The organism is Flagellimonas aequoris (assembly GCF_003584165.1).
GTDB classification, from domain to species: domain Bacteria; phylum Bacteroidota; class Bacteroidia; order Flavobacteriales; family Flavobacteriaceae; genus Flagellimonas; species Flagellimonas aequoris.
Map to the genome: position 1 here is coordinate 433,762 of NZ_QXFJ01000030.1, position 24,900 is coordinate 458,661.

Genomic DNA, 24,900 nt, shown 5'->3' on the forward strand with positions numbered 1-24,900 from the left:
GTTTAATGCGGGGCTAAGTTACAAATTTACGATGCTACAATTGTCCTTGGATGCTGCTACATGAATTTGGGTACATAAATGATGAGCCCAATGATGCTTGCAATGATGGACACTATCATAACGGCCCCGGCAGAAATATCTTTTATAAATCCGATTTTAGGGTCTTTTTCGGGTTGAATGTAGTCGGATACCTTTTCAATGGCCGTGTTCAATGCCTCAATGCCCATGACCATGCCAATGGCGAGCAACTGAAATATCCATTCCGTATTTGAAATCTTAAAATAGAATCCTGCGACGGTCATGATAACAGCAATACAAAACTGGATCTGTATGCTGCTTTCGGTACGCAACAGCAGGAACATGCCCTTTAGGGCATATCCCACACCGCGAATTCTATTCATGAAGAGAGATTCCTTAGGCATTCTTCAGTGCGTCGAGTGCTGCTTGGTAATTGGGTTCGTCTGCAGTTTCGGCCACTTGTTCCGTATACACGACTTTTCCATTTTTGTCCAGCACCACTACGCAGCGGGACAACAAATTTTTGAATACGCTATCGGAAAATGTCAAACCGTAATCGTTACCGAATTTCCCTGTTTTGAAATCCGACAACATGACCACATTTTCAATCCCTTCGGCGCCACAAAATCTTTTTTGTGCAAAGGGAAGGTCTTTGGAAATACAAAGCACCTTGGTGTTTTCCAATTCGGATGCATCTTTGTTGAAATGACGAACCGATTGGGCACAAGTTCCCGTATCGACACTCGGGAAAATGTTCAAAACCAGTTTTTGTCCTTTAAAATCCGCTAGGGAAGCTTCGGATAGGTCTAATTTTGTCAAGGTGAAATCAGGTGCTATTGAACCAATTTCAGGGAGATTCCCAATAGTATTGGCGGGACTTCCGCCCAATGTGATTGAAGCCATTATAAAAGATTTTTATTTTGGTGTGAAGGTAAAAAGATTAATGCTGAAAGGGGCAACCCCTTCGCATGATTTTAGAAAAAATTAAAGAATGAAAGCCTTGTTACGAAACGCTGGTCGTAAGCTGCTTGATCTTTATTTTGAAAGCCGCGAACAATAGGGTCATGATGGGGCTCAACCAATTGAAAACGGCAAAAATGCCATATTCCGCAACGCTGACACCCAAAACCCCACTGTGATAAGCGCCACAAGTGTTCCAGGGCACCAAAACCGATGTCACGGTACCGGAATCTTCCAAAGAACGGCTAAGGTTCTCAGGGGCCAATCCACGTTCCTTATATGCTTTGGAAAACATTTTACCAGGAACCACAATGGCCAAATATTGGTCGGATGCCGTAACATTGAGGGCCAAACAGCTTCCAACGGTGCTCGCAAACAGGCCAAAAGTAGTCTTGGCCATTTTTAACAAGGATTCGGTGATGCGTTCCAAGGCCCCGATACCGTCCATGATGCCTCCAAAAACCATGGCGCACACAATGAGCCAAATGGTCCCTAGCATTCCTGACATGCCTCCTGAAGAAAATAGGTCGTTCAACGCGGGGTCATCCGTGGCAATATTGGTATCAACGGTGATGGCATTCAAAATGCCTTTATAAGCGGTTTCGAAAGTCAATTGGGTACTTCCGCCAATCTGGGCCACAATACCCGGTTGAAAGATAAGAGCAAAAAGTCCACCCAAGAGTGTACCGATCAACAAGGCCATCAAAGGAGGAGCCTTTTTCACAATCAAGATGATTACGGCGATAGGTACCAAAAACAGCCATCCATTAATGTTGAAGGTTTTGCTGATGTTCGTTAAAATGGAACCGGTATCCGCAACCCCAGAAGTATCAATGGTAAAGCCCATGATGATGAAGAATACCAAGGTAATGATGATGGTAGGGGTAGTGGTCAAGGTCATATAGCGAATGTGGGAGAACAAATCCCCTCCGGCCATGGCAGGGGCCAAATTGGTGGTGTCGCTCAAGGGAGACATCTTGTCTCCAAAATAAGCTCCGGAAAGCACGGCTCCAGCCGTCATTCCTAAAGGAATACCCAAGGCATCCCCAATACCCACCAAGGCAATACCTACCGTGGCAGAAGTGGTCCAACTACTTCCTGTGGCCACCGAAATAATGGAACAAATGATCACACAGGCCGCTAAAAATATGGTTGGGTTCAAAATCTGAAGTCCGTAATAGATCATGGCAGGAATGATACCACTCACCAACCAAGTTCCGGAAAGTGCTCCAACCATGAGAAGGATAAGCAGGGCTCCCGTGGTGGACCGCACATTTTCGGCGACTTCGTCGATCATTTGTTGATAGGAGACCTTGTTAAAGAAACCGACAATGGCCGCTACAGCACCTCCCATTAATAGGATAAACTGATTGGAGCCACTCAGGGCATCATCCCCAAAGACAAAAACATTGTAAGCCAACATGCCCACCAAGGCAAATACGGGGATGAGCGCTTCGGTAATGCTTAGATTCTTGTTCTCAACAATATGTTCGTCTTCCCTAAAATGTGGTTTTTCCTCTGGATTAGCCATGTGGTCTGAGTTTGTTAAGAGGTAATATTACAACTTTGCCCCTTGTTCTGCAAACGGGATCGTGATACGATTACACCAAAGCGGTATCTGGCGAAAGGATTCCCAAAGTTTCCATACAGTTGCGCATGGAAAGATAGGTTTTGTGGATATCGTTGTCCAGGCCGATAGAAAAACGGATAAGTCCTTGGGAAAGACCCAATTGCTTTTGTTCTTCTTCGGGGATTTCCGAAGAGGTAGATGTTCCCGAAGCACTGAAAAGTGTTTTATAAAAACCCAGACTTACCGCTAAATACCCCAGTTTTTCTTTTTGCATGAGTTCCATCAAGGCATTGGCTTGGTCCAACGAGCCAACATCCAGCGTCAACATGCCGCCAAAGCCGTATTCGTGGTTCATTTGTGTTTTCATCAATTCATGGCCGGGATGACTTTCCAGTCCGGGGTACACCACTTTTAAACCGTCCCTTTCGAATTGTTTCGCCAAATAGTGGGCATTTTCACTGTGTTTTTTGATGCGGATATGTAGGGTACGCATATTTTTTAGGATGGATGCCGCCCGAAGACTGTCCAAAGTACTTCCAAACAACATACCTGCACCATTATTCACATCCTTTAGGCCAAGACAAAAATCTTTTGTGCCGCATACGGCCCCGGCCACACAGTCGCTGCTTCCATTGATGAACTTGGTAAGACTGTGCACCACAATATCCGCACCCAACTGGGCCGCGCCAATGTTCAAAGGGGAAAAGGTATTATCCACTACCAAGGGGATGTTATGTTTTTTGGCCAATTTGGACAGGGAAGCAATGTCGGCCACTTCCAACAACGGATTACTGATGGCTTCACAATAGATCATTTTGGTTTTTGGAGTGATGGCGTTGGCAACGACATCCAAATCCGTAATGTCCAAAAATGAGGTGGTTATGTTGAACTTTTTCAAGAAATTCTTCAAGAAGGCATAAGTACCCCCGTATATGGTTCTGCTGCATACAATATGGTCTCCGCTATCACACAATTGCATGATCACGGCGCTGATAGCGCCCATGCCACTGGCAAATACATTGGCAGACTCGGTGCCTTCCAATTGGGCCATGGCCTCTCCCAAATATAGATTGGAAGGGGAGGAGTGCCTGCTGTACAGGTAGCATCCTTCTGTATTTCCCTCAAAGGTGTCGAACATCGTCTTCGCGGTCAAGAAGGTATAGGTGGATGAATCTGATATGGAAGGATTTACCCCGCCAAATTCACCAAAATATTGTAGGTCTTGAATACGTTCTGCAGCTTTATAGTCCATGATATACGATTTTTTGTAAATCTATTCAGATATAGAGTAAAAGTCAATTATTAATCCTCTTTATAGGAAATAGAACTATTATTTTATAAATAATAGAATATTGTTCTAATTTTGATGTTATATATTGGTTTCAATAGAAAAATCTTCATGATGGAATTGGATGCTTTGGACAAACAATTGGTGGCTTTGCTGCAGGAGGACTGCAAAAAGACCACAAAACAATATGCAGATGCACTGCAATTATCCAAAACCGCAGTGTACGAACGGATTCGTCGCTTGGAGAGAACCGGTGTCATTACCGGTTATGTTGCGCTGTTGGACAAGTCCAAGGTCAATCGGGACTTTACCGTGTTGTGCCATATTCGATTGGTACAGCATACCAAGGAGAACGTTTTACGCTTTGAACGCGAGATTCTAAAGCTGGAAGAAGTGTCGGAATGTTTCCACGTGGGTGGTGATTACGACTATATTCTGAAAATCAATGTGGAGGACATGAAGAGTTATCGCGAGTTCATGATCACCAAACTCACGGCCATCAATAATATTGGTAACACCCAGAGTTCCTTTGTGATCAATGAAGTGAAAAACACTCCTTCCGTTCATATTTAACAGGGGATTATGTATTTGTCATATCAGCGAAATTGATGTATTTCAGAATCAATTGATGGGACGATCCCGAAAAACATTCGTATTTTTACAACTGTTTTTTATGAACAGATCAGTTACAAAAATATCCTTACAAATCATTCAATATGAATCAATATGATGTAGCTATCATCGGCTCCGGACCTGGAGGCTATGTAGCGGCCATTCGATGTGCCCAATTGGGAATGAAAACTGCGATAATCGAAAAATACGCCACTTTGGGCGGAACATGTCTCAACGTGGGTTGTATTCCATCCAAAGCCCTTTTGGACTCATCCCACCATTACGAGGATGCCGTAAAACATTTTGAGGAGCACGGAATCGATATTCCTGGTGAGATCAAGGTGAATTTGGCACAAATGATTGCCCGCAAACAAGGAGTGGTGGATCAGACCACCAAGGGTATCGACTTTTTGATGGACAAGAACAAAATCGATGTATATCATGGCGTTGGTAGCTTTAAAGATGCCACGCACATCAACATAGCCAAAGAGGACGGGCAAGAGACCATTGAGGCGAAGCACATCATCATTGCCACGGGATCAAAACCATCTACCCTTCCTTTTATTAAAATTGATAAGGAACGGATCATCACTTCTACGGAGGCCTTGAAACTAAAAGAAGTACCCAAGCACCTGATCGTAATCGGGGGCGGGGTCATTGGTCTGGAGTTGGGCCAGGTGTACAAACGCCTTGGTGCCGAAGTTACGGTGGTTGAATACATGGACCGTATCATTCCCGGAATGGACGGTGCGCTTTCCAAAGAGCTTACCAAGGTGATGAAGAAGCAAAAGGTGCAGTTCAACCTTTCGCACAAAGTGAAATCAGTGGAGCGTAAAGGAGATGAGGTCATCGTAAAAGCTGATGATAAAAAAGGCAATGAAGTGACCATGACCGGTGATTATTGCTTGGTTTGTGTGGGAAGAAGACCTTACACGGATGGATTGAACCTTGAAGCGGCCGGTGTAAAAATGGACGACAGGGGTAGAGTGGAAGTGAACGCTCACTTGCAGACCAACGTTTCCAACATTTACGCTATTGGTGATGTAATCAAAGGTGCCATGTTGGCTCATAAAGCGGAAGAAGAAGGAACCTTGGTCGCCGAACTGTTGGCAGGTCAAAAACCACATATCGATTATAACCTGATTCCTGGAGTGGTCTATACTTGGCCGGAAGTTGCCGCCGTGGGTAAAACCGAAGAGCAATTGAAGGAAGAAGGAGTAGAGTACAAAGTGGGTCAATTCCCTATGCGTGCCTTGGGTAGATCCCGGGCCAGTATGGATTTGGATGGCTTCGTGAAAATCTTGGCGGACAAAAAGACCGATGAAGTATTGGGAGTCCACATGATCGGTGCTCGTTGTGCGGATTTGATCACTGAAGGTGTTACCGCCATGGAGTTTAGGGCTTCAGCCGAGGATATTTCACGGATGAGCCATGCCCACCCAACGTTTGCAGAAGCTGTAAAAGAAGCAGCATTGGCAGCAACGGATGATAGGGCGTTGCATATCTAAGATTTAAAAGAAATGAAATAATACGAAGCATTCAGTTTTCGGACTGGATGCTTTTTTTGTGGAATCTATCCGCGGACGGTACGCAAAAACCTTCTCAATACAAGCCTTCCCCTGATGGAAAGTTCGCGGATAACAGGGACGGAGGCTTCCTTGAAATCCATGAGTTGGGATACTGCAGTAGCAAACCCCAAACTGATCTGTGATTTGATTTTTGCTTCGTATTGGTTGTATTTCAATGCCAAAAAGGTACAGACCGTCATAAAGGCCAATGCTCCAGGGATAGCCACCTGAGGGGCCAGGGAATGGTTAAAGAAACGGTAAAGGCCCAAACCTGTGAAACTTCCATACAGGATGATAAAGTGGATCACGTAGATGGAAAGGGTACTGGCGCCAATATTCAAAACGGTTTTGTTGGTCATGAATTGGCGAAGTACCATAAACACCGCAAATACGATGAATACGTTCCCTAAACGAATGAAGAGATAATTGTTGGCCAAAATCATTTTGAACAATTCCAATCCTGTTGCATTGTAAAGGCCATCGAACATTCTGGAGGATTGGTAGATCAACAGATAACCTACTGTTATTGCTATGGAGATGGCGGCAGGAAACAAATATTTGGATTCCCTATATCTTGTGAACAAAACCGAGATAAAGGCTCCTAAGGCCGTATACCCAAACCAAGGAATGATGGTGAACACCGATCCATTGGCTTTGGTGAAATAGTTGGCGACCAAATCAGGTAAGAACGAGAACGTCCATTGTTTATAGATGGGCTCAAAAAGAAAAAGCAATAGGGTAATCCCTATCAGTACCGACGAAAAAACATACTTTTTTTTGTTGATAGTGAGCAGATATACACCAATGACGCCCAATATGGAAAGGCCGATGCAATGGAGCACATCAACTAAATAAAAGGAATTGTACAATTGCCCTTTGAACAAACCAAAAAGGTTCAATCGGAGCAAATACCCAATGAGCAATAGTTGTAAACCACGGCGCACACCTTTGGCAACCCTAGGGTTGTCCATGCCTTTTTGGGGTACCCTGATGAGCAAAAAAGTAAAAATAAAACCGGAAACGGTAAAGAAGACCGGAGCGGTTATTCCCCTGAAATACAGCCAAATATTGTATACGGGATTTGTAGTATCCCTAAAAATAGGGTCAAGTAGTCCATCGATGAAATGCCCTTGCAGCATCATCAAAATGGCCCATGCGCGCATGGCATCAATAAAAAATAACCTGTTGTTCTTGGCTGTCATTCGGTCAACTGTTACCCTATATACTTGTTTAGCAGTAGGTTTGGATGCTTCGCGGGTCAAAAATATGCAAAATACTCGCTTCTGATCCGCAATTGGGGTATTTTAGCGAAACAATCAACGATTTTCGGGTATGGCTGCAATATTGGCATTTGCTGGAAGCAATTCTTCCACTTCTATTAATTTTAGATTGGTAAAACTTACCATTTCCTTGGTGCAAGAACATGAGGTTCAGGTATTAAACATGGCCAATTACCCTTTTCCCATGTTCAGTGAGGACTTGGAAAAACAAAAAGGATATTCCAATGCATTGGTAGAATTGAAGAACGATATCCAAAAATGTGAAGGCCTGATTCTGTCCGTCAATGAACACAATGGGAATCCCTCGGCGTATTTTAAAAATGTATTGGATTGGTTGTCTCGCTTGGATCGGAATTTTTTGGAAGGCACCAAGGTTTTACTCATGTCCACCTCCGGAGGAAAAAGAGGTGCCAAAGGTTCACTGACCGTGATTGAAAATCTATTGCCACGTTTCGGCGGGGAAGTGATCACGACTTTTTCACTACCTTCTTTTTATGAGAATTTTTCAGATGATGGTATTTTGGATGCCACTTTAAAATCTGAACACCAAGCCGCATTGGAGACTTTTTTGGAATCCTTAAAATAGCTCGCCTTGCGGACCCATCGCGCTTTTCAGGTCAAATCTATTTCCGGGACCAAAAATGCTTTGCTGCAATGGTCCAAACCCTTTGAGCAGGTGGTTTGGTTGGACAGTAATGGGCATCACGATCAATATTCCTCTTTTGAAGCTTGTCTGGCCATTGGAGAGGAACGAAAGTGTACAACATTTGATATGGTCAGTTCTTATCTGGACACAACCAAGGATTGGCTATTTGGTTATTTTTCCTATGACCTGAAGAATGAATTGGAGGATTTGGCCTCTGAAAATGCGGATGGCCTGGGTTTTCCATCACTATATTTTTTCCAGCCCCAAAAAATCATCATTTTGAAGGATGATGAGCTTCATTTTAAATACTTGGACGATTACAGCAATGAAATTGAATCGGATTCTGAGCAAATTGTTGCTTCCATTCATTCAGATCAGTCTTCAAAACCCGATGGCCCGCCTGTGAAAATTAAAATGCGAATTCACAAAGACGCTTATTTTGATAAAGCGAACCGGTTTTTGGAGCACATCCACAGAGGGGACATTTATGAGGCCAATTTTTGTCAGGAATTTTATGCGGAAAATATTACCATCGACCCCATAATGGTCTATCAAAAACTAAACACCATCTCCGAGCCGCCGTTCGCAGTTTTCATGAAGTTAAAAGAACGGTATTTGATGTGCGCCTCCCCGGAACGTTATCTCAAAAAAATGGGGCAAAAGGTCATTTCCCAACCCATAAAGGGAACCGCTCCTCGCGGAAAGACCAAAACAGAAGACCTGAAACTTAAAAACGACTTGGCGCTGGATGAAAAAGAAAGGGCGGAAAACATCATGATTGCCGATTTGGTCCGTAATGATCTCTCCAAAAGTGCCATAAAGGGAAGTGTACAGGTGGAAGAACTCTGCAAAGTGTACGCTTACAAACAAGTGCATCAGATGATCTCAACCATCGTTTCAATGGTTTCCATGGATAAAAACCCAGTGGAATTGATCCAGGAAACCTTTCCCATGGGCAGTATGACAGGGGCGCCAAAGATATCTGCCATGCAGATCATCGAAAATTTGGAAGAGACAAAACGTGGACTCTACAGTGGGGCCGTAGGCTATTTTGCTCCCAATGGTGATTTTGATTTCAACGTGGTCATCCGAAGCATTTTGTACAATGAAGCGAACAAATATGTTTCCTTTTCCGTGGGCAGTGCCATCACCTCAAAATCGGAATCCGAAAAGGAATACCAAGAATGTTTGTTGAAAGCCAAGGCCATGCGCAAAGTATTGGAAAAAGGCTGAGGTTTATTCGTAATTTTGCGACATGTTGTCCAAATTCAAAAACCAAATCGATGCCAAATTCCCTTTCCTAAAAGGAAAAAAGCTGTTGCTGGCCTGTAGTGGCGGGGTGGACAGTGTGGTGTTGGCGCATTTGTGTAAGTCAGCAGGTTTGGACATCGCGTTGGTCCATTGCAATTTTAAATTGCGTGGAGCCGATAGCGATGGGGATGAGGTATTTGTACGAAACTTGGCTGAGACATTGGATGTGGAGGTACTGGTGGAAGCATTCAACACCTTGGAATATGTAAAGGATTATCGGGGGTCGATGCAGATGGCGGCCAGGGAGTTGCGTTATCAATGGTTTAACGACCTTTTGAGGGGAAAGGACTTTGCTTATTTGCTGACGGCCCATCACCTGGATGATGACTTGGAGACTTTTCTCATCAATCTTTCCCGGGGTACCGGTTTGGAAGGACTTTTGGGGATTCCGGAGCAGAACGAAAAAGTAGTGCGGCCTTTGTTGATTTTCACTCGAGAAGAGATTGCTGCCTATGCTGAAGAACAAAACATTCAATGGCGGGAAGATAGCAGTAATTCGGAATCCAAATACCTTCGGAATAAAATCAGGCATGGGATTGTTCCCAAGTTGAAGGAATTGCATCCAACATTTGTCCAGAATTTTATCCAGACCCAATCGTATCTGCATCAGACCAGTGACTTGGTCAACAATCATTTGGAAGAGGTCAAAAACAGATTGTTCCAAAAAGTTGATGGTACAATCAAGGTCAATGTGGCCGATTTGCAAAAGATACAGCCCTTGGAAGCCTATCTCTACGGTTTGTTCCATGGGTTCGGCTTTTCCGATTGGGAAGCGGTCCATGGACTATTGACCTCCATGAGCGGCAAGGAAGTGCTTTCCAATACCCATAGATTGGTCAAAGATCGCGATTGTTTGATTCTTTCCGAATTAAAAACTAGGGTAAATGACCATTTCCCTGTCTTTGATAAGGACACCATGCTCGAACAACCCATTAAATTGACCATGGAAAAGATGGACAGTGTGACGAAACCATTAACCAATGCCATATTTTTGGATAAGGATAAGTTAAACTTCCCCTTGGTGTTAAGAAATTGGGAGAAAGGCGACTATTTTTATCCCTTCGGGATGAAAGGCAAGAAAAAGTTGTCCAAGTTTTTCAAGGATGAGAAGATAGATGTCGTTTCCAAGGAAAAGCAATGGTTGTTGTGCTCGGACAATGAAATTGTTTGGGTAGTGGGCAAAAGGGCCGATGAACGATTTAGGGTTGATGATTCGACCCGACAAATAGTAAAGATTACATGGATTTCATGAGAGTATTGAAAGTTTTTTTAGGTTTATTCTTCATCAATCTAACCCTGTTTGCACAAACGGATGCCAATCCCGCAGTTTGGAGCCATGAAGTACACAAATTATCGGACACAGAATACGAATTGGTCTTTAAAGGCAAGATCATGGACGGTTGGCATGTATATTCGCAGTATACCGCCGAAGGTGGTTCCTTGCCTAGCGAATTCACCTTTGAAAAAGCGGGCGAGGACTATGAACTGGTAGGCAGCACTGAGGAAAGTGAAACGATAAAGGAGTATAGTGACGTGTTCGAGGTGGAAGAGACCTTCTTTAAAAAAGAGGCCATATTCACCCAAAAAATAAAGCTCCTAAAACCGGATGTGAGGCAGATTTCCGTCAATTTGTTTTATCAGATTTGCAAGGAAGTCTGTATTCCAAAAGATGAGGTTTTTGAGATTTCGTTGGATGGAAGTGCCTTTGTAGGCGACACCAAAACCTTAGATGACCGAAGTGTGGCCCTTGGCGAATCGCTCAAACTGGATTTGAAGAACAAAGAACTGCTCAATCAGGGTGGTTTGGTGGATTCTGAAGGCAAATCAAACCTTTGGATGATTTTCGGGCTTGGCTTTTTGGGAGGTTTGATTGCCTTGTTGACCCCTTGTGTATTCCCGATGATTCCATTGACGGTATCGTTTTTCACCAAACAGTCGCAGAACAAATCCAAGGGAATCGGTAATGCGGTTTTGTATGGATTTTTTATCGTTTTGATTTATTTCTTGCTGAGTTTGCCCTTTCACCTATTCAATTCGGTGGACTCGCAGATTTTGAACACCATCGCCACCAACATTTGGCTCAACGTGTTCTTCTTTGTCATTTTTGTGTTCTTTGCCTTTTCATTCTTTGGGTATTACGAACTCACCCTGCCAAGTTCCTGGGCCAATAAGATGGATTCCGCTTCATCCAAAGTAGGAGGGGGATTGGGCATCTTTTTTATGGCGTTGACCTTGGCTATTGTATCGTTTTCCTGCACGGGCCCCATTTTGGGGGGGCTTTTGGGCAGTACCACTTTGGCCGAAGGTAATGTGGCCACCAACTTGACCATGGGTATGGTCGGATTCGGGTTGGCCTTGGCCTTGCCTTTTGCACTGTTTGCCATGTTCCCTGCCTGGTTGCATTCCTTGCCAAAATCAGGCGGTTGGATGACCACCGTGAAAGTGGTGTTGGGCTTTTTGGAACTGGCCTTGGCCTTCAAATTTTTGTCCAATGCGGATTTGGTAGGCAATTGGGGCGTCTTCAAAAGGGAGATCTTTATTGGGGTTTGGGTAGTGTTGTTTATTTTGATGACCCTTTATCTCTTTGGGGTGTTCCGCTTCCCACATGATGGTCCCAGAAAAAACCTTTCACCTGCAAGAAAGATGGTAGGGCTTTTAAGTTTTGCCTTCTCTGTCTATTTGGTTCTTGGGCTGTTCCATGTCACCGATTTGAAATTGTTGAGCGGGTTCCCTCCACCAAGTTTTTACAGCGTGGTGGAAACCGAGAGCGATTGCCCGTTGGGATTGGATTGTTTCAAGGATTTTGAGGAAGGTGTAGCTTATGCCAAAGAGGTGAACAAGCCCATTCTACTCGATTTTACTGGTTGGGCCTGCGTCAATTGCAGAAAGATGGAAGAGAATGTTTGGAGCGATGCCAGCGTGTATCCCATCCTTAAGGATGAATACGTATTGATCTCGCTTTATGTAGATGATAGAAAGGAGCTTCCCGAAGGGGAAAAATTCGATTTCAAATTTGATTCCGGACGAATCAAATCCATTGAGAACATTGGGCAAAAATGGGGTACTTTCCAGACGGTGAATTTCAACGCCGCATCACAACCTTATTACGTGTTGATGACCCCAGATCTGGAAATCCTGAACGATGCGGTGCAATACGTGGATGTGGAAACCTATCAAAAATGGTTGAAATCCGGTTTGGAAAAGCATCAACTCTCCATTAACAAATAATGAATATTTTTCACGGGAGTTGGAAATTAGTTATACCTTAGAGTGACTAATTGACGTAACCACAACTTCGTGAAAAAGATTAAAAAAGTACTTCTGATCCTTGCGGGACTACTTCTGCTTTTGGTGATTGCCATTGCCATTTTTATTAATTCCCTTAAACCTGATTATAGCGGCAAAAAAACATTGGACGGCATTGAAGGTGAAGTCAATGTGTATTTCGACCCTTATGGAATCCCCCATATTTATGCAGAAAATGAAGTAGATGCACTAAAGGCATTGGGTTATGTGCATGCGCAGGACAGGCTTTGGCAAATGGAACTGTTGCGAAGGGTGGCCAAGGGTAGGATTGCAGAGGTTTTCGGAAAGGATTTTGTAAAGACGGATAAATTTTTTCTTTCCCTGGGCATTGATGACCAGTCTGCACAAACGGTTGCCAACTTGGACAAGAATAGTGAGACAGCAATAATGGCCCAAGCCTATCTGGATGGCATCAACGACTTTATCAAAAATGGCCCGACCCCTATAGAATTTTATCTGACAGGCATTGATAAGGAACCTTTTTCCATAGAAGATGTATACAATGCTGTAGGATATATGGCCTTTAGTTTTGCGATGGCCCACAAAACAGACCCTTTGCTCACCAGTATGCGGGATAAGTTGGGGGACGAATATATGAAAGACCTTGCCATCGATTCCGACACTTCGACCGTGTGGATAAAAAATTATCATGGGATAAAGACCGATTCCTTGGGAACCGATATCACAGCAAGTGTTACGGCGGCACTGGAGAATCTGCCTGTTCCTCTTTTTGAAGGAAGCAACAGTTGGGTAGTTTCCCCCGAGAAGACCAAGAATGGTAAGGTTATTTTTGCCAACGACCCGCATATCGGGTTTGCCCAACCTTCGGTTTGGTATGAAGCCCATGTGGTTACCCCGACCTACGAAAAGTATGGCTATCATTTGGCAGGGGTTCCCTTTCCTTTGTTAGGCCACGATAGAAATCTGGCCTATGGGTTGACCATGTTCGAGAACGATGATATCGATTTCTACTACGAAGAGGCCAATCCAGCAGATTCAACCCAATACAAAACAGTAGAGGGCTGGAAGCCATTCGAATATGTCACGAAGACCATCAAGGTAAAAGATGGGGAGGATGTCTCCTTTACCTTTAAAAAATCGCAACATGGGCCTATCATGAATGATATTGCCGACCAAATTTCAGGGGAACGGCCCATTGCCATGTCGTGGATATATACCAAGCCCAAGAACGAAGTTTTGGATGCCTTGTACGGGTTGAGCCATGCCACCAATTTGGAGGAATTCCAGAGTGCCCTTCCCAAGATTCATGCTCCCGGGCTCAATGTAATGTATGGTGATGCCAAAGGCAATGTGGGTTGGTGGGCCACCGCCAAATTATACCAGATGCCGGATAGTGTCTCCACCAAATTTATTTTGGATGGTACTTCGGGCAAGGATGAACCCATACGCTACCTCGACTTTTCAGAAAACCCAAGTGCCGTGAATCCGCCTTGGCATTATGTCTATTCCGCGAACAACCAACCTGATTCCATCGCAGGAATGTTGTATCCTGGTTATTATTTGCCAGAGAACAGGGCCAAAAGGATTGTACAGTTGTTGGATGCCAAAGATGATTGGGATAAGGAATCCTTTTCCGAAATGATCTTGGACGTTACCTCACCCGTAAATACCGATCTGGTAACCGAGTTGATCAAGCTGTTCGATGTATCCCATTTGTCCACGGAACAATTGGTTCTGGTCGATTCCCTTAAAAATTGGAATGGGGAGTACACCTTGAACAGTACAAGCCCTACGTTGTTTCATCGCTGTGAGTATTTTATGGTAAAAAATACGATGGAGGACGAATTGGGCACCGAGATGTTCAACGAGTTTTTGGGCACCCACCTTTTTAAACGGCAGATTGCTTGGGGAGCCAAAATGGAAAATGGAAAATGGTGGGACAACGTAAATACTAAAGATGTAGTGGAAACCCGAAAGGATATCGTCATGAAGTCCTTTGCGGATGCTTGGCAATCCTTGGTAAAAGATTTGGGACCAGATCCAAGCCAATGGACCTGGGACAAAGTACATACCTTGGAACACCAGCATCCTTTTGGAAAAGTGGAGTCGTTACGAAAATATTTCAATGTGGGCCCATTTCCTGTGGAAGGCACCCGCGAAGTCATCAACAACCTCTCCTTTCCGTATGATAGCACAGGCTATTACAAAGTAAGTTCAGGGCCATCCACACGCCGAATCGTGGATTTTTCAGATGTGGAAAACAGCATCAGCATTTTGCCCACGGGCCAATCGGGAAATCCGTTCAGCAAGCATTACAAAGATCAAGCTGAAATGTATGTGCAGGGTAAGTTCCGAAAGATGATGATGAACAAACAGGAAATTCAGGAAACGGCGGAATCCGTACTTACCTTTACCAAAAAGTAATCCCTCCACAAATTCGGAAAGCACTTGTGTCAATCCAAAATGGGGCATTCGTCAATCTGACCACCTAAACCAATCTGTAAAAGTTAATTTTTGGGGACGCAATCTTCAAGAATTTTCTGAATGCTTATAAAAGTGTATGGCAGTGCCGTTTTTGGCATTGAGGCGACCACTATTGTGGTAGAGGTCAACATAGATAAAGGGGTAGGGTATCATCTGGTCGGACTTCCGGACAACGCCATCAAAGAGAGTAATTTCCGCATAGCGGCAGCCTTGCAGAACAATGGGTACCGAATTCCCGGCAAAAAGATTACCATCAATATGGCGCCAGCCGATTTGAGAAAAGAAGGTTCTGCATATGACCTTACCTTGGCCTTGGGCATATTGGCCGCTTCAGAACAGATAAAGTCCGAGGACATACACAATTATCTCATTATGGGGGAACTTTCGCTGGATGGCAGTTTGCAGTCCATTAAGGGAGCGTTGCCCATTGCCATAAAGGCAGAGCATGAAGGATTCAAGGGATTCATCCTTCCAAAAGAAAATGCCAAAGAAGCGGCCATTGTGGACGGACTGCAAGTGTATGGTGTGGAAAACATCAAAGAAGTCATTGCCTTTTTTGATCAAGGTATTCCCTTGGAAGAAACCATCGTGAATACGCGCCAAGAATTTTATGATCACTTGGATTTACCCGAATTCGATTTTGCCGATGTAAAGGGGCAGGAAAGTATTAAACGCTGTATGGAGATTGCAGCGGCCGGAGGTCACAATATCATTTTGATAGGTCCACCGGGGGCGGGAAAGACCATGTTGGCCAAACGATTGCCTTCCATTTTACCTCCCATGACCTTGCATGAAGCTTTGGAAACCACCAAAATCCATAGTGTGGTGGGCAAGGTGAAGAACAAGGGATTGATGAGCCAAAGACCGTTCCGAAGTCCACACCATACCATCAGTAGCGCTGCCTTGGTAGGAGGGGGCGGCTATCCACAACCTGGTGAGATTTCCCTTTCACACAACGGTGTATTGTTTTTGGATGAACTCCCCGAATTTGAACGCAGGGTTTTGGAGGTGATGCGCCAACCCATGGAAGACCGGGAGGTGACCATTGCAAGGGCGCAATATACGGTGACCTATCCGAGCAGTTTCATGTTGGTGGCCAGTATGAATCCCAGTCCGGGAGGATATTTTAATGATCCAGATGCTCCGGTCACTTCTTCACCGGCCGAGATGCAACGGTATTTGGGGAAGATATCCGGGCCTTTGTTGGATCGTATCGACATCCATATTGAAGTGACCCCGGTTCCCTTTGAAAAACTATCCGATGATAGGAAAGGGGAAAGCAGTGTGGCAATTCGAAAGCGGGTAGAAGCCGCTCGGGATCTTCAGACCAAAAGGTTCGAAGACATCAAGGACCTGCATTACAATGCCCAGATGAATACCAAGCACATCAGGGAATTCTGTAAGCTGGATGCATCCTCAAAGGCGCTTTTAAAAAGTGCGATGCAACGCTTGAACCTTTCCGCAAGGGCCTATGATCGAATATTAAAGGTGGCCCGAACCATTGCCGATCTGGAAGGTCAAGGGCATTTAAATGAAAATCATATCTCCGAAGCCATCCAATACCGGAGCTTGGACAGGGAAGGTTGGCTGGGTTAAAGGCTCAATTGAATTTTTTGATCATTTGATATGAAAACTCGACCATCTCCCTGTAATTTTCCTTGCTGATTTTTTCATCAATGCCATGAAAACGGGAAAAACTCTCTGGACTGATGCGGATGGGATAAAAACGGTACACATCGTCAGAAACCCCATAAAAATAGCGGGCATCGGTGCCACCGCCAATCAAACCGGGCACGACTACCACATCTGGAAATACGGAACGAATGGTTTTTTCCAACGTTTTGAATGCTTCGGAATCTATTCCTGACACTGGTGAGGGATCTACGGCAAATCCTGCCAGTTCCACTTTTACTTTGTCCCCAACGGTTTTCTCAATATGTTCCTTCACAGAAGCTATGGTTTCCCCGGGCAAAATTCTAAAATTGATGGTGGCCTTGCCCACCGTCGGGATCACATTGTCCTTTACGCCTCCTTCCACAATGGTGGGGGCCGTTGTGGTATGCGCATTCAAAGCCTTTAGGACCGGTCCTTTAAAAAGCCAGGGATTGGCAAACGCCATTTTTTTGAAAAAAGGCATTTCGGCTCCCATATATTCAAATTGGTAATCAATGGGCTTGACCAGTTTATAGGGCAGTTGATTGTTCTCCAAATCCACGATGGCCTGTGCCAACATCCCCAAAGTGTTGTCCTTTGGAGGGGAGGAACTGTGACCACCCTTGGTTTCCACGATCAGGTTAAAGGAAGCATACCCTTTTTCCGCCAAATTCAGCATGGCAATGGTCTTATCGAACCCAGGGACCATGTTCTCGGCCAAAAGTCCACCTTCGTCCAAAGTCATGGCCGCATGGATTCCTTTTTCCTTAAGATAGGCGGCAATCTTTTGTGCTCCGTTAGAGCCACCAAGTTCCTCATCATGTCCGAAGGCCAAATAAATGGTCTGGGAAGGGGTGAAGGATTCCTTTAGCAATGTTTCAATGGATTCCATCAAGGCCATCAAGGAACTTTTATCATCCAAAGTGCCCCTGCCAATGATATGGGTATCGGTGATTTTCCCGGCAAATGGTGGGGCCTCCCAATCGGAAAGGGTTGGCTGGTCCACGGGGACCACATCTTGGTGGGACATGAGGATGATGGGCTTTTTTGATGTATCCGAACCTTCCCATTTAAAAAGTAAGCTGTAATCACTGATTTTTTCTAATGTAAGTTTTTCATGGATTAATGGATAGGTCTCCTGCAAAAACTGGTGGAAACCATTGAATGCCGTGGAATCGGGAATAGCATCTTCACTATAAGAAATGGTTTCGAACTGCACAGCTTTGGATAGATGCTGATATGCATTTGCAGGAAACTCCATTTTTTGCAAGGGGTCAGGTGCGACTTGTTTGGAGGTAAGGGAAAGGGTGTTAAAAGTTAAGACGGCGGCCAATACGATGATAAGGCTTAGGAGCACGAAAAGGAATTTTTTCATTCTTGAGATGGTTTAGTTGGATTCAAATTGAAAAGTGTGTCGAATTCTTCTGAAGATGATACACTTGGCGACAAATTAGATAAAAAAGTCAAACGGAAGCCCATATCTAGGTTTGTTTTTGAAAACCCCAAAATTTTAAGGCTTTCCTGTTCAAATTGGTAATTGAAACCCCTTTAAGGCTTACAAGTGTAAAAAATACGTTAAATGATTACACTGATCTGGTATTGAGATTGTTATGATATACATTTGCCGCTCTTTTTTGAAATTTTATTGGAATGCAATGTGTGGAATTGAACCCAGTGGGCAACTTTGACCCATGGGAACAGGAGAAGATCGATGAGTTGCTGCATCAAGAAATAACAGAGTCTTTAAGCAATAGACTGGTGTTTGAAAATGAAAGTGTTAAACTATGGGATCTGTATCTAGCTCCGGGAGAGCGGATTCCTTTTAGAAGACACAATACCAACTATGGTTGGGTATGCCCAACAGGAGGTTTGGTGATAACTCGCTATGGGAACGGGAAAATTGATATGTTCAAACTGAATCCAGGCGATACCGAATACTTTGAAAACAGGGGCAAAGACTATGTCAACGATTTGGAAAACATAGGGGAAGACCCGGTTAGTATCAGTATTTTGGAGTACAAGGAAACCAAAAAGAACAACAAGGTAGAATTCTGCAATTAGATGGCCTTGATGTTCGCTTTGAGTCCTGAGATGATGCCCAATATGTTCTGAACGGTTTCCTCTAAATAGTATTTGATGGCCAAATGGGGGATCCGGATCGTGGTGAACCCATTTTTGAACGAATGCATGGCATCTTCTAGGTCGTTGATGGCCTGTTCATGGGTAATCATGTTATAATCCTTGTCTATCTCAATATTGAGCTTTACACGGGAAATGGCGATGTCAACGGATCGTTTGCCGTCCCACCATTCCAACATGGGATGGGCTCCGGCTTCCTTCAAGGCGTAAAAGAGGTGGATGGCCTCCAATGGAGTGTTGTTATCTAGAATTACTTTTTTAATGAGCCGTGAATGACGGTCGCACAAGTGGATTCCCAAAGACTCCATAGAAGTCTTGTACTGATGGGAATCAATACTCTTATCACAATCCTTACATGTCATAAGTATTTGCCAAGTTTAAGGTCAAAGTTCGATTTGGGACTATTATAACTTCGCCATTTTTAAAATCGTATAAAAAGTCGATGTAAAACACCCCACTTTTAGACGAAATGCATTTTTTTGGATGAAATACATGGTTTGTCCTAATATCCTGTTAAATTCAACACCCTAAACCAACCCATTTATGTTGAAAAAAATAGGACCCGGGGTGCTGGTCGCAGCAGCCTTTGTAGGACCGGGAACCATAGCCATGTGTACGTTGGCCGGAGCACGATTCGGATACGCCCTGATCTGGGCCCTGTTGATATCCATTATTGCTACGATTGTACTACAGGGAATGGCAGGAAGAATAGGATTGGTGACCCAGAAAGGCTTGGTCGATGTGGTCCGAGAACAATTGCGGACACCATGGGTCCGTAATGCTGTCCTTGCCGTGGTATTGGGAGCCATTTTGATAGGTAATGCGGCATATGAAGGAGGAAACATTGGAGGGGCCACATTGGGTCTGGAACAGATTTTCCCCAACCCCCAAATGAGGCCTTTTTTTCCTGCCCTGATTGGTATTGCCATTTTCTGCTTGCTGTGGTTCAGCAATTATAAAGTATTGGAAAGAATTTTTGTGGGCTTGGTTGCTTTAATGGGAGTGAGCTTCATCATTTGTGCTTTGATGACCAAACCTTCCCTATCCCGTATTTTGGAAGGGATGTTTGTACCGTCATTCCCGCAAGACAGCCTGTTGACCGTGGTGGCCTTGGTAGGCACTACCGTGGTACCCTATAACTTGTTCTTGCATGCATCCTTAGTGCGTGAAAAATGGAAGTCACAAAGTGATCTGAAAGTCGTGAAATGGGACACCATCATTTCCATCGCTTTAGGTGGATTGGTGTCCATGGCCATTTTGATCACCGCTTCCGCCGCCCCAATTTCCGACATGAACAATGCCATGGATATGGCTAAAGGATTGGAGCCCCTTTTCGGTAAAATGGCACTCTATTTCATGGCCATCGGGCTTTTGGCGGCTGGAGTAACCTCTGCCATTACGGCTCCTTTGGCGGCCGCTTATGTGGCCAGTAGTTGTTTTGGATGGGAAGGGGGCATGCAGGATAAAAGATTCAAATTCACTTGGGCATTTGTCTTACTCTGTGGGATAATATTTTTGTCTTTTGACATCAAGCCCATCCAAGTCATCCAATTTGCTCAGGTGGCCAATGGTGTTTTGTTGCCGGTAATGGCACTTTTGTTATTGTGGGTAGTGAACAAAAAAGCGGTTATGGGAGAAAACAGAAACACCCTTTTACAGAATGTTTTGGGAATGGCCATAGTGGCTTTTGCCATCTTCTTGGGAACGAAAAGTATCTTAAAAGTCATGGGGACCCTTTAGATGAAACAATTTGCGATCGATATCAACTGTGATGTAGGGGAAGGAATCGGCAATGAAACCGAAATTTTTCCCTATATCAGTTCGTGTAATATTGCCTGTGGTGGTCATGCAGGAAACGAGGAGAGCATGTCCGAAGTGGTGGATTTAGCTCTTCAACATCGTGTTAAGATAGGAGCACATCCATCATATCCCGATAAAGAGAATTTTGGTAGGGAAGTCATGGATATTCCAAATGAGGTGCTGATACAAAGTATCAGAGATCAGCTCCAAACATTCGAAGGCATTCTGGGCCGAAAAAAAGCCATCCTTCACCATATAAAGGCACATGGGGCATTGTACAATCAAACCGCGAAAGATGGGGAGTTGGCAAAAATGTATTTGGAAGCCATTTCAGCATATAGGCAAAATGCAATTCTGTATGTGCCATGTGGTTCCTTGGTTGCGAATATGGCTGCGGAAATGGGTTTTAAGATATGGTATGAGGCTTTTGCCGATAGAAATTATAATGAAGACCTAAGTCTAGTGTCCAGAAAAAATAAAGATGCATTGATTCAAGAGCCGAAAGAAGTTCTGCTTCATGTGCTACCTGTTATAAAAGATGCAAAAGTGAAGACGGTTTCCGGCGAATTCCATAAAATTGAAGCGAACACCCTTTGCGTGCATGGCGATACCGCTTCGGCATTGGAAATATTAATGTATCTTTCACGGGAATTACCCAAACATCAGGTGCAAATACAAAAGTGAAAAGTTACCCCATCAGCATCAAACCCTTTGGAGAGCGGGCCGTTTTAGTAGAATGGCCCAGTGAGGTAAAAGAGTCTATCTTGGCCGATATCCTCGATTTTATGGAAGCCTTCAAGGCGCTCAAAATTCCAGGTTGGGAAATGTCCGTAGCCTATAATTCCTTGACCATGGTCTATAACAACGACCATCTGGATTTTGAGGAAACCCAAAAAATGATTCTGGACTGCCATGCCGAACAGGCTAAAAGCACTTCTAGTAGGGTACAACACCTTTGGACCATCCCGGTTTGTTACGATTTGGAATTTGGAATAGACATACAAGAAGTTTCCAAAACCTTAAACTTGTCCGTTGAGGAACTCATCCAACAACATACGTCTCACCAATATGTGGTATATGGCATAGGTTTTTTACCCGGGTTTATGTATTTGGGAGGTCTTCCAAAGTCTCTGGAAATCCCCAGACGATCGGAACCACGTTTGCAAGTTGCCAAGGGCTCGGTTGGTTTGGCAGGGAAACAAACGGGCATTTATCCCCAGGAATCCCCAGGGGGGTGGAATATCATCGGCAACTGCCCCGTTCCTTTGTTCAACCCCAGTTTAAAGGAACCTTGTTTTGTAAAAGTGGGGGACAAGATCCAATTCCATAAAATATCCAAAGCCGAATACGAACTCCATAAAATAGAGGCCGAAGTAGGTATTTATAAACCCGAAAAAGTGGTGCTACATGCTTAAGGTGCTCAAATCAGGATTTTTTGCGACCATTCAAGACCTTGGCAGATATGGTTATCGTGATATCGGTGTGCCCGTTTCTGGTGCCATGGATGTGGATTCTGTAAAAAAGGCCAATCTTTTGTTGGGGAACGACCCCAATGCAGCGGTTATGGAAATCACCATGACCGGGCCTACCTTGCAATTTGATGAGCCTACTTTTATCTGTCTTTCCGGAGCCCATATCTCTGCGACCTTGAATAACAAACCCATTGAAAACTATCAGGTAGTACAGGTGTCCAAAGGTGATATTTTGTCCTATGGAAAATTAGAGAACGGTTTTCGGGCGTATTTGGCCATCAAGAGCGGTTTTCAGACCGAGAAAGTCTTAGGTAGCCGTTCCCAGTTTGTGCCCGTGACCAAAACAAAAAGACTCAAGGATGGGGATGAAGTCCTATTCACCAAGAACATTTCTTTTAAACCCCTTATTTCCGAAGTAAAAATTGATGATCATTTTCTAAAGGATTATCTGGAAGTGTACAAAGGACCGGAATTTGAACTACTATCAGACGCCCAACTATCCGCAATATTCACCAAAACCTTCACGATATCCAAAGAAAACAACAGAATGGCCTATCAGTTATCCGAACTGATCGAGGGACATGCCCATTCCATGCTGACGTCCGGAACCTTGCCTGGAACCATACAATTGACACCGGCAGGACGTTTGATCATTCTGATGAAGGATGGCCAGACCACGGGAGGCTACCCCAGAATACTGCAACTTTCCGAAGAATCCATTTGTACTTTGGCCCAAAAGAAACACGGGGACAAGTTCACCTTTAAATTACTTTAGTTGTTTTTTCTGCTGGAATCCAACATATTTTTTTGTAACATTGAAGCATGAAAAGAAATAACCTGGTCAACGGCGTGGTCATCATTATTCCAAATCTGGAATGATACAGACTTGCTATTGACAAAAAAGGGCCTGTATCCATTTAGATACAGGCCCTTTTTCTTTATAAAGAAAATAATTGAATATTGGATTTTGAATTGATGTAAATAACTGAAAAACAGAGTTTTGTATATTTTATGTTTCAAATGGATTTAAATAGGCCGAAACTGTTAAAAATCTAAGGCTTTTTAAACATCTATCTTTGATTGACTGTATAAATTCAGCGGAATTCTGTATTTGAATGAAATTTGACAATGGAACTGAACAAGTTTAGTAAAAGTGTGACCCAAGACCCAACGCTACCGGCCGCCCAGGCCATGTTGCACGCGTTAGGGCTCAATGATGATGATCTAAAAAAACCATTTATTGGAATAGCCAGTACAGGTTATGAGGGAAACCCCTGTAACATGCACCTGAACGGATTGGCCAAGGAGGTTAAAAAAGGAGTGGAGTCTTCCAATATGGTGGGACTCATCTTTAATACCATTGGCGTGAGTGACGGGATTTCCAACGGAACCCCGGGAATGCGATACTCCTTGGCATCCAGGGATATTATCGCTGATTCCATCGAAACCGTGATGCAGGCCATGTACTATGATGGCTTGGTGACCGTGGTGGGCTGTGACAAGAATATGCCTGGTGCCCTTATGGCCCAATTAAGGCTCAACAGACCTTCTATTTTGGTATACGGTGGCACCATAGCCCCAGGTTGCCATAACAATAAGAAATTGGATATCATTTCCGCCTTTGAGGCCTACGGTCAAAAAGTGGCGGGAACCATTGATGAGACCGAATTCAAGGCGGTGATCCACAAGGCATGTCCCGGTGCGGGAGCTTGTGGAGGAATGTATACGGCCAATACCATGGCTTCTGCCATTGAGGCGATGGGAATGTCATTGCCCTTTAATTCATCCATTCCAGCGGTGAATTCTGCTAAAGGTGCTGATTGCGAATCTGCCGGGGAAGCCATTCTGAACCTATTGGAAATGGATTTAAAACCCAAGGACATCGTGACCAAAAAAGCGTTGGAAAATGCCTTTAGGTTGGTAACGGTTTTGGGAGGCTCTACAAACGCCGTATTGCATTTTATGGCCATTGCCCATGCCGCGGAAGTAGATTTTACTTTGGAAGACATTACACGTATTAGCGAATCGACACCATTGTTGGCCGATTTAAAGCCCAGTGGAAAATATTTGATGGAAGACCTTCATAAAATTGGAGGAGTGCCAGCCGTCTTGAAATACATGTTGAAGAAAGGCATGCTCCACGGAGATTGTATGACGGTTACCGGTAGAACTCTCGCAGAAAACCTATTGGATGTTCCCGATTTGGAAGAAGGCCAGGACATTATCAAGCCTTTGGAACAGCCTATCAAGGAAACAGGGCATATCCGGATTCTGTATGGCAATTTGGCAACCGAAGGTGCCGTAGCCAAGATTACGGGCAAGGAAGGATTGAGTTTCACGGGAACTGCAAGAGTTTTCAACGGTGAAATTGAAGTGAACGAAGGTATCCATACTGGAAAGGTCAAAAAAGGCGATGTGGTGGTCATTCGATATGAAGGACCCAAAGGTGCTCCCGGCATGCCCGAAATGTTAAAGCCTACATCGGCCATCATGGGTGCCGGATTGGGTAAAGATGTCGCCCTGATTACGGATGGACGATTCTCAGGCGGATCACACGGTTTCGTGGTAGGTCACGTTTCCCCAGAAGCTCAAGTGGGTGGTGGTATCGCCTTGGTGAAAGATGGTGATGAGATTACCATCGATGCGGTCAAGAACACCATCAACATCAATATTTCTGATGAAGAATTGGAACAGCGAAGAAAGGCTTGGGTGCAACCGGAGTTAAAGGTGAAATCGGGCAGTTTGTACAAATACGCCAAAATGGTTTCTTCGGCATCCAAAGGTTGTGTAACCGATACGTTCTAACCATTCAAATTGAATAAAAAGTAAAAG

At 44.2% G+C, this 24,900-nt stretch carries 21 protein-coding genes; 14 read left to right on the forward strand and 7 right to left on the reverse strand.

From position 1 onward, the window contains the following. Positions 1-56: 56 nt before the first annotated feature. The 4 genes from D2U88_RS15430 to D2U88_RS15445 all read right to left on the reverse strand — a co-directional run bounded on the left by D2U88_RS15430 (position 57) and on the right by D2U88_RS15445 (position 3,800). Positions 57-422: a diacylglycerol kinase family protein gene (locus D2U88_RS15430; RefSeq protein WP_119641426.1), complete on the reverse strand. Its 366-nt coding sequence runs from the start codon at positions 420-422 to the stop codon at positions 57-59. After that, on the reverse strand, positions 415-921 hold the full coding sequence (gene tpx / locus D2U88_RS15435) for a thiol peroxidase (RefSeq protein ID WP_119641427.1): 507 nt from the start codon (positions 919-921) through the stop codon (positions 415-417). The genes D2U88_RS15430 and tpx overlap by 8 nt, the downstream gene beginning before the upstream one ends. A gap of 100 nt (positions 922-1,021) precedes the next feature. Further along, a complete protein-coding gene (gene nhaC / locus D2U88_RS15440; RefSeq protein ID WP_119641428.1) occupies positions 1,022-2,509 on the reverse strand; it encodes a Na+/H+ antiporter NhaC in 1,488 nt (495 codons plus the stop codon). 70 nt (positions 2,510-2,579) lie between these two features. Continuing rightward, complete coding sequence (locus D2U88_RS15445) at positions 2,580-3,800, reverse strand: aminotransferase class I/II-fold pyridoxal phosphate-dependent enzyme (protein WP_119641429.1); 1,221 nt, start codon at positions 3,798-3,800, stop codon at positions 2,580-2,582. Positions 3,801-3,950: 150 nt separating this feature from the next. Between D2U88_RS15445 and D2U88_RS15450 the strand changes: the two genes are divergently transcribed. Together D2U88_RS15450 and lpdA are read left to right on the forward strand one after the other, a co-directional pair. After that, positions 3,951-4,409, forward strand: a complete 459-nt coding sequence (locus D2U88_RS15450; RefSeq protein ID WP_119641849.1) for an Lrp/AsnC family transcriptional regulator — start codon at positions 3,951-3,953, stop codon at positions 4,407-4,409. Between the two features lie 143 nt (positions 4,410-4,552). Next, positions 4,553-5,956, forward strand: a complete 1,404-nt coding sequence (gene lpdA / locus D2U88_RS15455) for a dihydrolipoyl dehydrogenase (RefSeq protein WP_119641430.1) — start codon at positions 4,553-4,555, stop codon at positions 5,954-5,956. Positions 5,957-6,021: 65 nt separating this feature from the next. Here lpdA and D2U88_RS15460 read toward each other — a convergent pair whose 3' ends face one another. After that, positions 6,022-7,218: a heparan-alpha-glucosaminide N-acetyltransferase domain-containing protein gene (locus D2U88_RS15460; protein WP_119641850.1), complete on the reverse strand. Its 1,197-nt coding sequence runs from the start codon at positions 7,216-7,218 to the stop codon at positions 6,022-6,024. A gap of 130 nt (positions 7,219-7,348) precedes the next feature. Between D2U88_RS15460 and D2U88_RS15465 the strand changes: the two genes are divergently transcribed. From D2U88_RS15465 to D2U88_RS15490, 6 genes are all read left to right on the forward strand, one after another. Continuing rightward, entirely contained in the window at positions 7,349-7,882 is a 534-nt protein-coding gene (locus D2U88_RS15465; protein ID WP_119641431.1) for an NADPH-dependent FMN reductase, read from the forward strand. A 6-nt stretch (positions 7,883-7,888) separates the two neighbouring features. Continuing rightward, positions 7,889-9,175, forward strand: coding sequence for an anthranilate synthase component I family protein (locus tag D2U88_RS15470; RefSeq protein ID WP_119641432.1), 1,287 nt, complete (start codon positions 7,889-7,891; stop codon positions 9,173-9,175). A 22-nt stretch (positions 9,176-9,197) separates the two neighbouring features. After that, complete coding sequence (gene tilS / locus D2U88_RS15475) at positions 9,198-10,505, forward strand: tRNA lysidine(34) synthetase TilS (protein ID WP_119641433.1); 1,308 nt, start codon at positions 9,198-9,200, stop codon at positions 10,503-10,505. Next, positions 10,502-12,481 carry a protein-disulfide reductase DsbD family protein gene (locus D2U88_RS15480; RefSeq protein ID WP_119641851.1) on the forward strand — a complete coding sequence of 660 codons (1,980 nt, stop codon included), beginning with the start codon at positions 10,502-10,504 and terminating at the stop codon, positions 12,479-12,481. Before tilS ends, D2U88_RS15480 begins: the two co-directional genes overlap by 4 nt. 69 nt (positions 12,482-12,550) lie before the next feature. Then, positions 12,551-14,944 (forward strand): penicillin acylase family protein, encoded by a 2,394-nt coding sequence (locus D2U88_RS15485; protein WP_119641434.1) that lies wholly within the window; start codon positions 12,551-12,553, stop codon positions 14,942-14,944. A gap of 120 nt (positions 14,945-15,064) precedes the next feature. Next, positions 15,065-16,600, forward strand: a complete 1,536-nt coding sequence (locus D2U88_RS15490; RefSeq protein WP_119641435.1) for a YifB family Mg chelatase-like AAA ATPase — start codon at positions 15,065-15,067, stop codon at positions 16,598-16,600. 4 nt (positions 16,601-16,604) lie between these two features. Here D2U88_RS15490 and D2U88_RS15495 read toward each other — a convergent pair whose 3' ends face one another. Further along, positions 16,605-18,032 carry a M20 family peptidase gene (locus D2U88_RS15495; RefSeq protein ID WP_119641436.1) on the reverse strand — a complete coding sequence of 476 codons (1,428 nt, stop codon included), beginning with the start codon at positions 18,030-18,032 and terminating at the stop codon, positions 16,605-16,607. 275 nt (positions 18,033-18,307) lie between these two features. Here D2U88_RS15495 and D2U88_RS15500 point away from each other — a divergent pair, with 275 nt between their 5' ends. Further along, positions 18,308-18,718, forward strand: a complete 411-nt coding sequence (locus tag D2U88_RS15500; RefSeq protein ID WP_119641437.1) for a hypothetical protein — start codon at positions 18,308-18,310, stop codon at positions 18,716-18,718. On the opposite strand, the gene D2U88_RS15505 is transcribed toward D2U88_RS15500, so the two are convergent. Beyond that, a complete protein-coding gene (locus tag D2U88_RS15505; protein ID WP_119641438.1) occupies positions 18,715-19,158 on the reverse strand; it encodes a hypothetical protein in 444 nt (147 codons plus the stop codon). The genes D2U88_RS15500 and D2U88_RS15505 overlap by 4 nt on opposite strands. Before the next feature lie 181 nt (positions 19,159-19,339). On the opposite strand from D2U88_RS15505, the gene D2U88_RS15510 reads away from it, so the two are divergent. The 5 genes from D2U88_RS15510 (at position 19,340) to ilvD (ending at position 24,873) form a co-directional block, all read left to right on the forward strand. Then, a complete protein-coding gene (locus tag D2U88_RS15510) occupies positions 19,340-20,536 on the forward strand; it encodes an Nramp family divalent metal transporter (RefSeq protein WP_119641439.1) in 1,197 nt (398 codons plus the stop codon). Continuing rightward, positions 20,537-21,280, forward strand: coding sequence for a 5-oxoprolinase subunit PxpA (gene pxpA, locus D2U88_RS15515; protein WP_119641440.1), 744 nt, complete (start codon positions 20,537-20,539; stop codon positions 21,278-21,280). Continuing rightward, positions 21,277-22,011 carry a 5-oxoprolinase subunit PxpB gene (pxpB, locus tag D2U88_RS15520; RefSeq protein ID WP_119641441.1) on the forward strand — a complete coding sequence of 245 codons (735 nt, stop codon included), beginning with the start codon at positions 21,277-21,279 and terminating at the stop codon, positions 22,009-22,011. The genes pxpA and pxpB overlap by 4 nt, the downstream gene beginning before the upstream one ends. Beyond that, positions 22,004-22,843, forward strand: coding sequence for a 5-oxoprolinase subunit C family protein (locus D2U88_RS15525; protein WP_119641442.1), 840 nt, complete (start codon positions 22,004-22,006; stop codon positions 22,841-22,843). The genes pxpB and D2U88_RS15525 overlap by 8 nt, the downstream gene beginning before the upstream one ends. Before the next feature lie 353 nt (positions 22,844-23,196). Beyond that, positions 23,197-24,873: a dihydroxy-acid dehydratase gene (ilvD, locus tag D2U88_RS15535; protein WP_119641444.1), complete on the forward strand. Its 1,677-nt coding sequence runs from the start codon at positions 23,197-23,199 to the stop codon at positions 24,871-24,873. Positions 24,874-24,900: the final 27 nt, after the last annotated feature.

Excerpts from the sequence above, each read along its gene's own strand:
- D2U88_RS15430 (WP_119641426.1), bottom strand. The coding sequence starts at position 422 with ATGCCTAAGGAATCTCTCTTCATGAATAGAATTCGCGGTGTGGGATAT.
- tpx (WP_119641427.1), bottom strand. The coding sequence starts at position 921 with ATGGCTTCAATCACATTGGGCGGAAGTCCCGCCAATACTATTGGGAAT.
- nhaC (WP_119641428.1), bottom strand. The coding sequence starts at position 2,509 with ATGGCTAATCCAGAGGAAAAACCACATTTTAGGGAAGACGAACATATT.
- D2U88_RS15445 (WP_119641429.1), bottom strand. The coding sequence starts at position 3,800 with ATGGACTATAAAGCTGCAGAACGTATTCAAGACCTACAATATTTTGGT.
- D2U88_RS15450 (WP_119641849.1), top strand. The coding sequence starts at position 3,951 with ATGGAATTGGATGCTTTGGACAAACAATTGGTGGCTTTGCTGCAGGAG.
- lpdA (WP_119641430.1), top strand. The coding sequence starts at position 4,553 with ATGAATCAATATGATGTAGCTATCATCGGCTCCGGACCTGGAGGCTAT.
- D2U88_RS15460 (WP_119641850.1), bottom strand. The coding sequence starts at position 7,218 with ATGACAGCCAAGAACAACAGGTTATTTTTTATTGATGCCATGCGCGCA.
- D2U88_RS15465 (WP_119641431.1), top strand. The coding sequence starts at position 7,349 with ATGGCTGCAATATTGGCATTTGCTGGAAGCAATTCTTCCACTTCTATT.
- tilS (WP_119641433.1), top strand. The coding sequence starts at position 9,198 with ATGTTGTCCAAATTCAAAAACCAAATCGATGCCAAATTCCCTTTCCTA.
- D2U88_RS15480 (WP_119641851.1), top strand. The coding sequence starts at position 10,502 with ATGAGAGTATTGAAAGTTTTTTTAGGTTTATTCTTCATCAATCTAACC.
- D2U88_RS15490 (WP_119641435.1), top strand. The coding sequence starts at position 15,065 with ATGCTTATAAAAGTGTATGGCAGTGCCGTTTTTGGCATTGAGGCGACC.
- D2U88_RS15495 (WP_119641436.1), bottom strand. The coding sequence starts at position 18,032 with ATGAAAAAATTCCTTTTCGTGCTCCTAAGCCTTATCATCGTATTGGCC.
- D2U88_RS15500 (WP_119641437.1), top strand. The coding sequence starts at position 18,308 with ATGCAATGTGTGGAATTGAACCCAGTGGGCAACTTTGACCCATGGGAA.
- D2U88_RS15505 (WP_119641438.1), bottom strand. The coding sequence starts at position 19,158 with ATGACATGTAAGGATTGTGATAAGAGTATTGATTCCCATCAGTACAAG.
- D2U88_RS15510 (WP_119641439.1), top strand. The coding sequence starts at position 19,340 with ATGTTGAAAAAAATAGGACCCGGGGTGCTGGTCGCAGCAGCCTTTGTA.
- pxpA (WP_119641440.1), top strand. The coding sequence starts at position 20,537 with ATGAAACAATTTGCGATCGATATCAACTGTGATGTAGGGGAAGGAATC.
- D2U88_RS15525 (WP_119641442.1), top strand. The coding sequence starts at position 22,004 with ATGCTTAAGGTGCTCAAATCAGGATTTTTTGCGACCATTCAAGACCTT.
- ilvD (WP_119641444.1), top strand. The coding sequence starts at position 23,197 with ATGGAACTGAACAAGTTTAGTAAAAGTGTGACCCAAGACCCAACGCTA.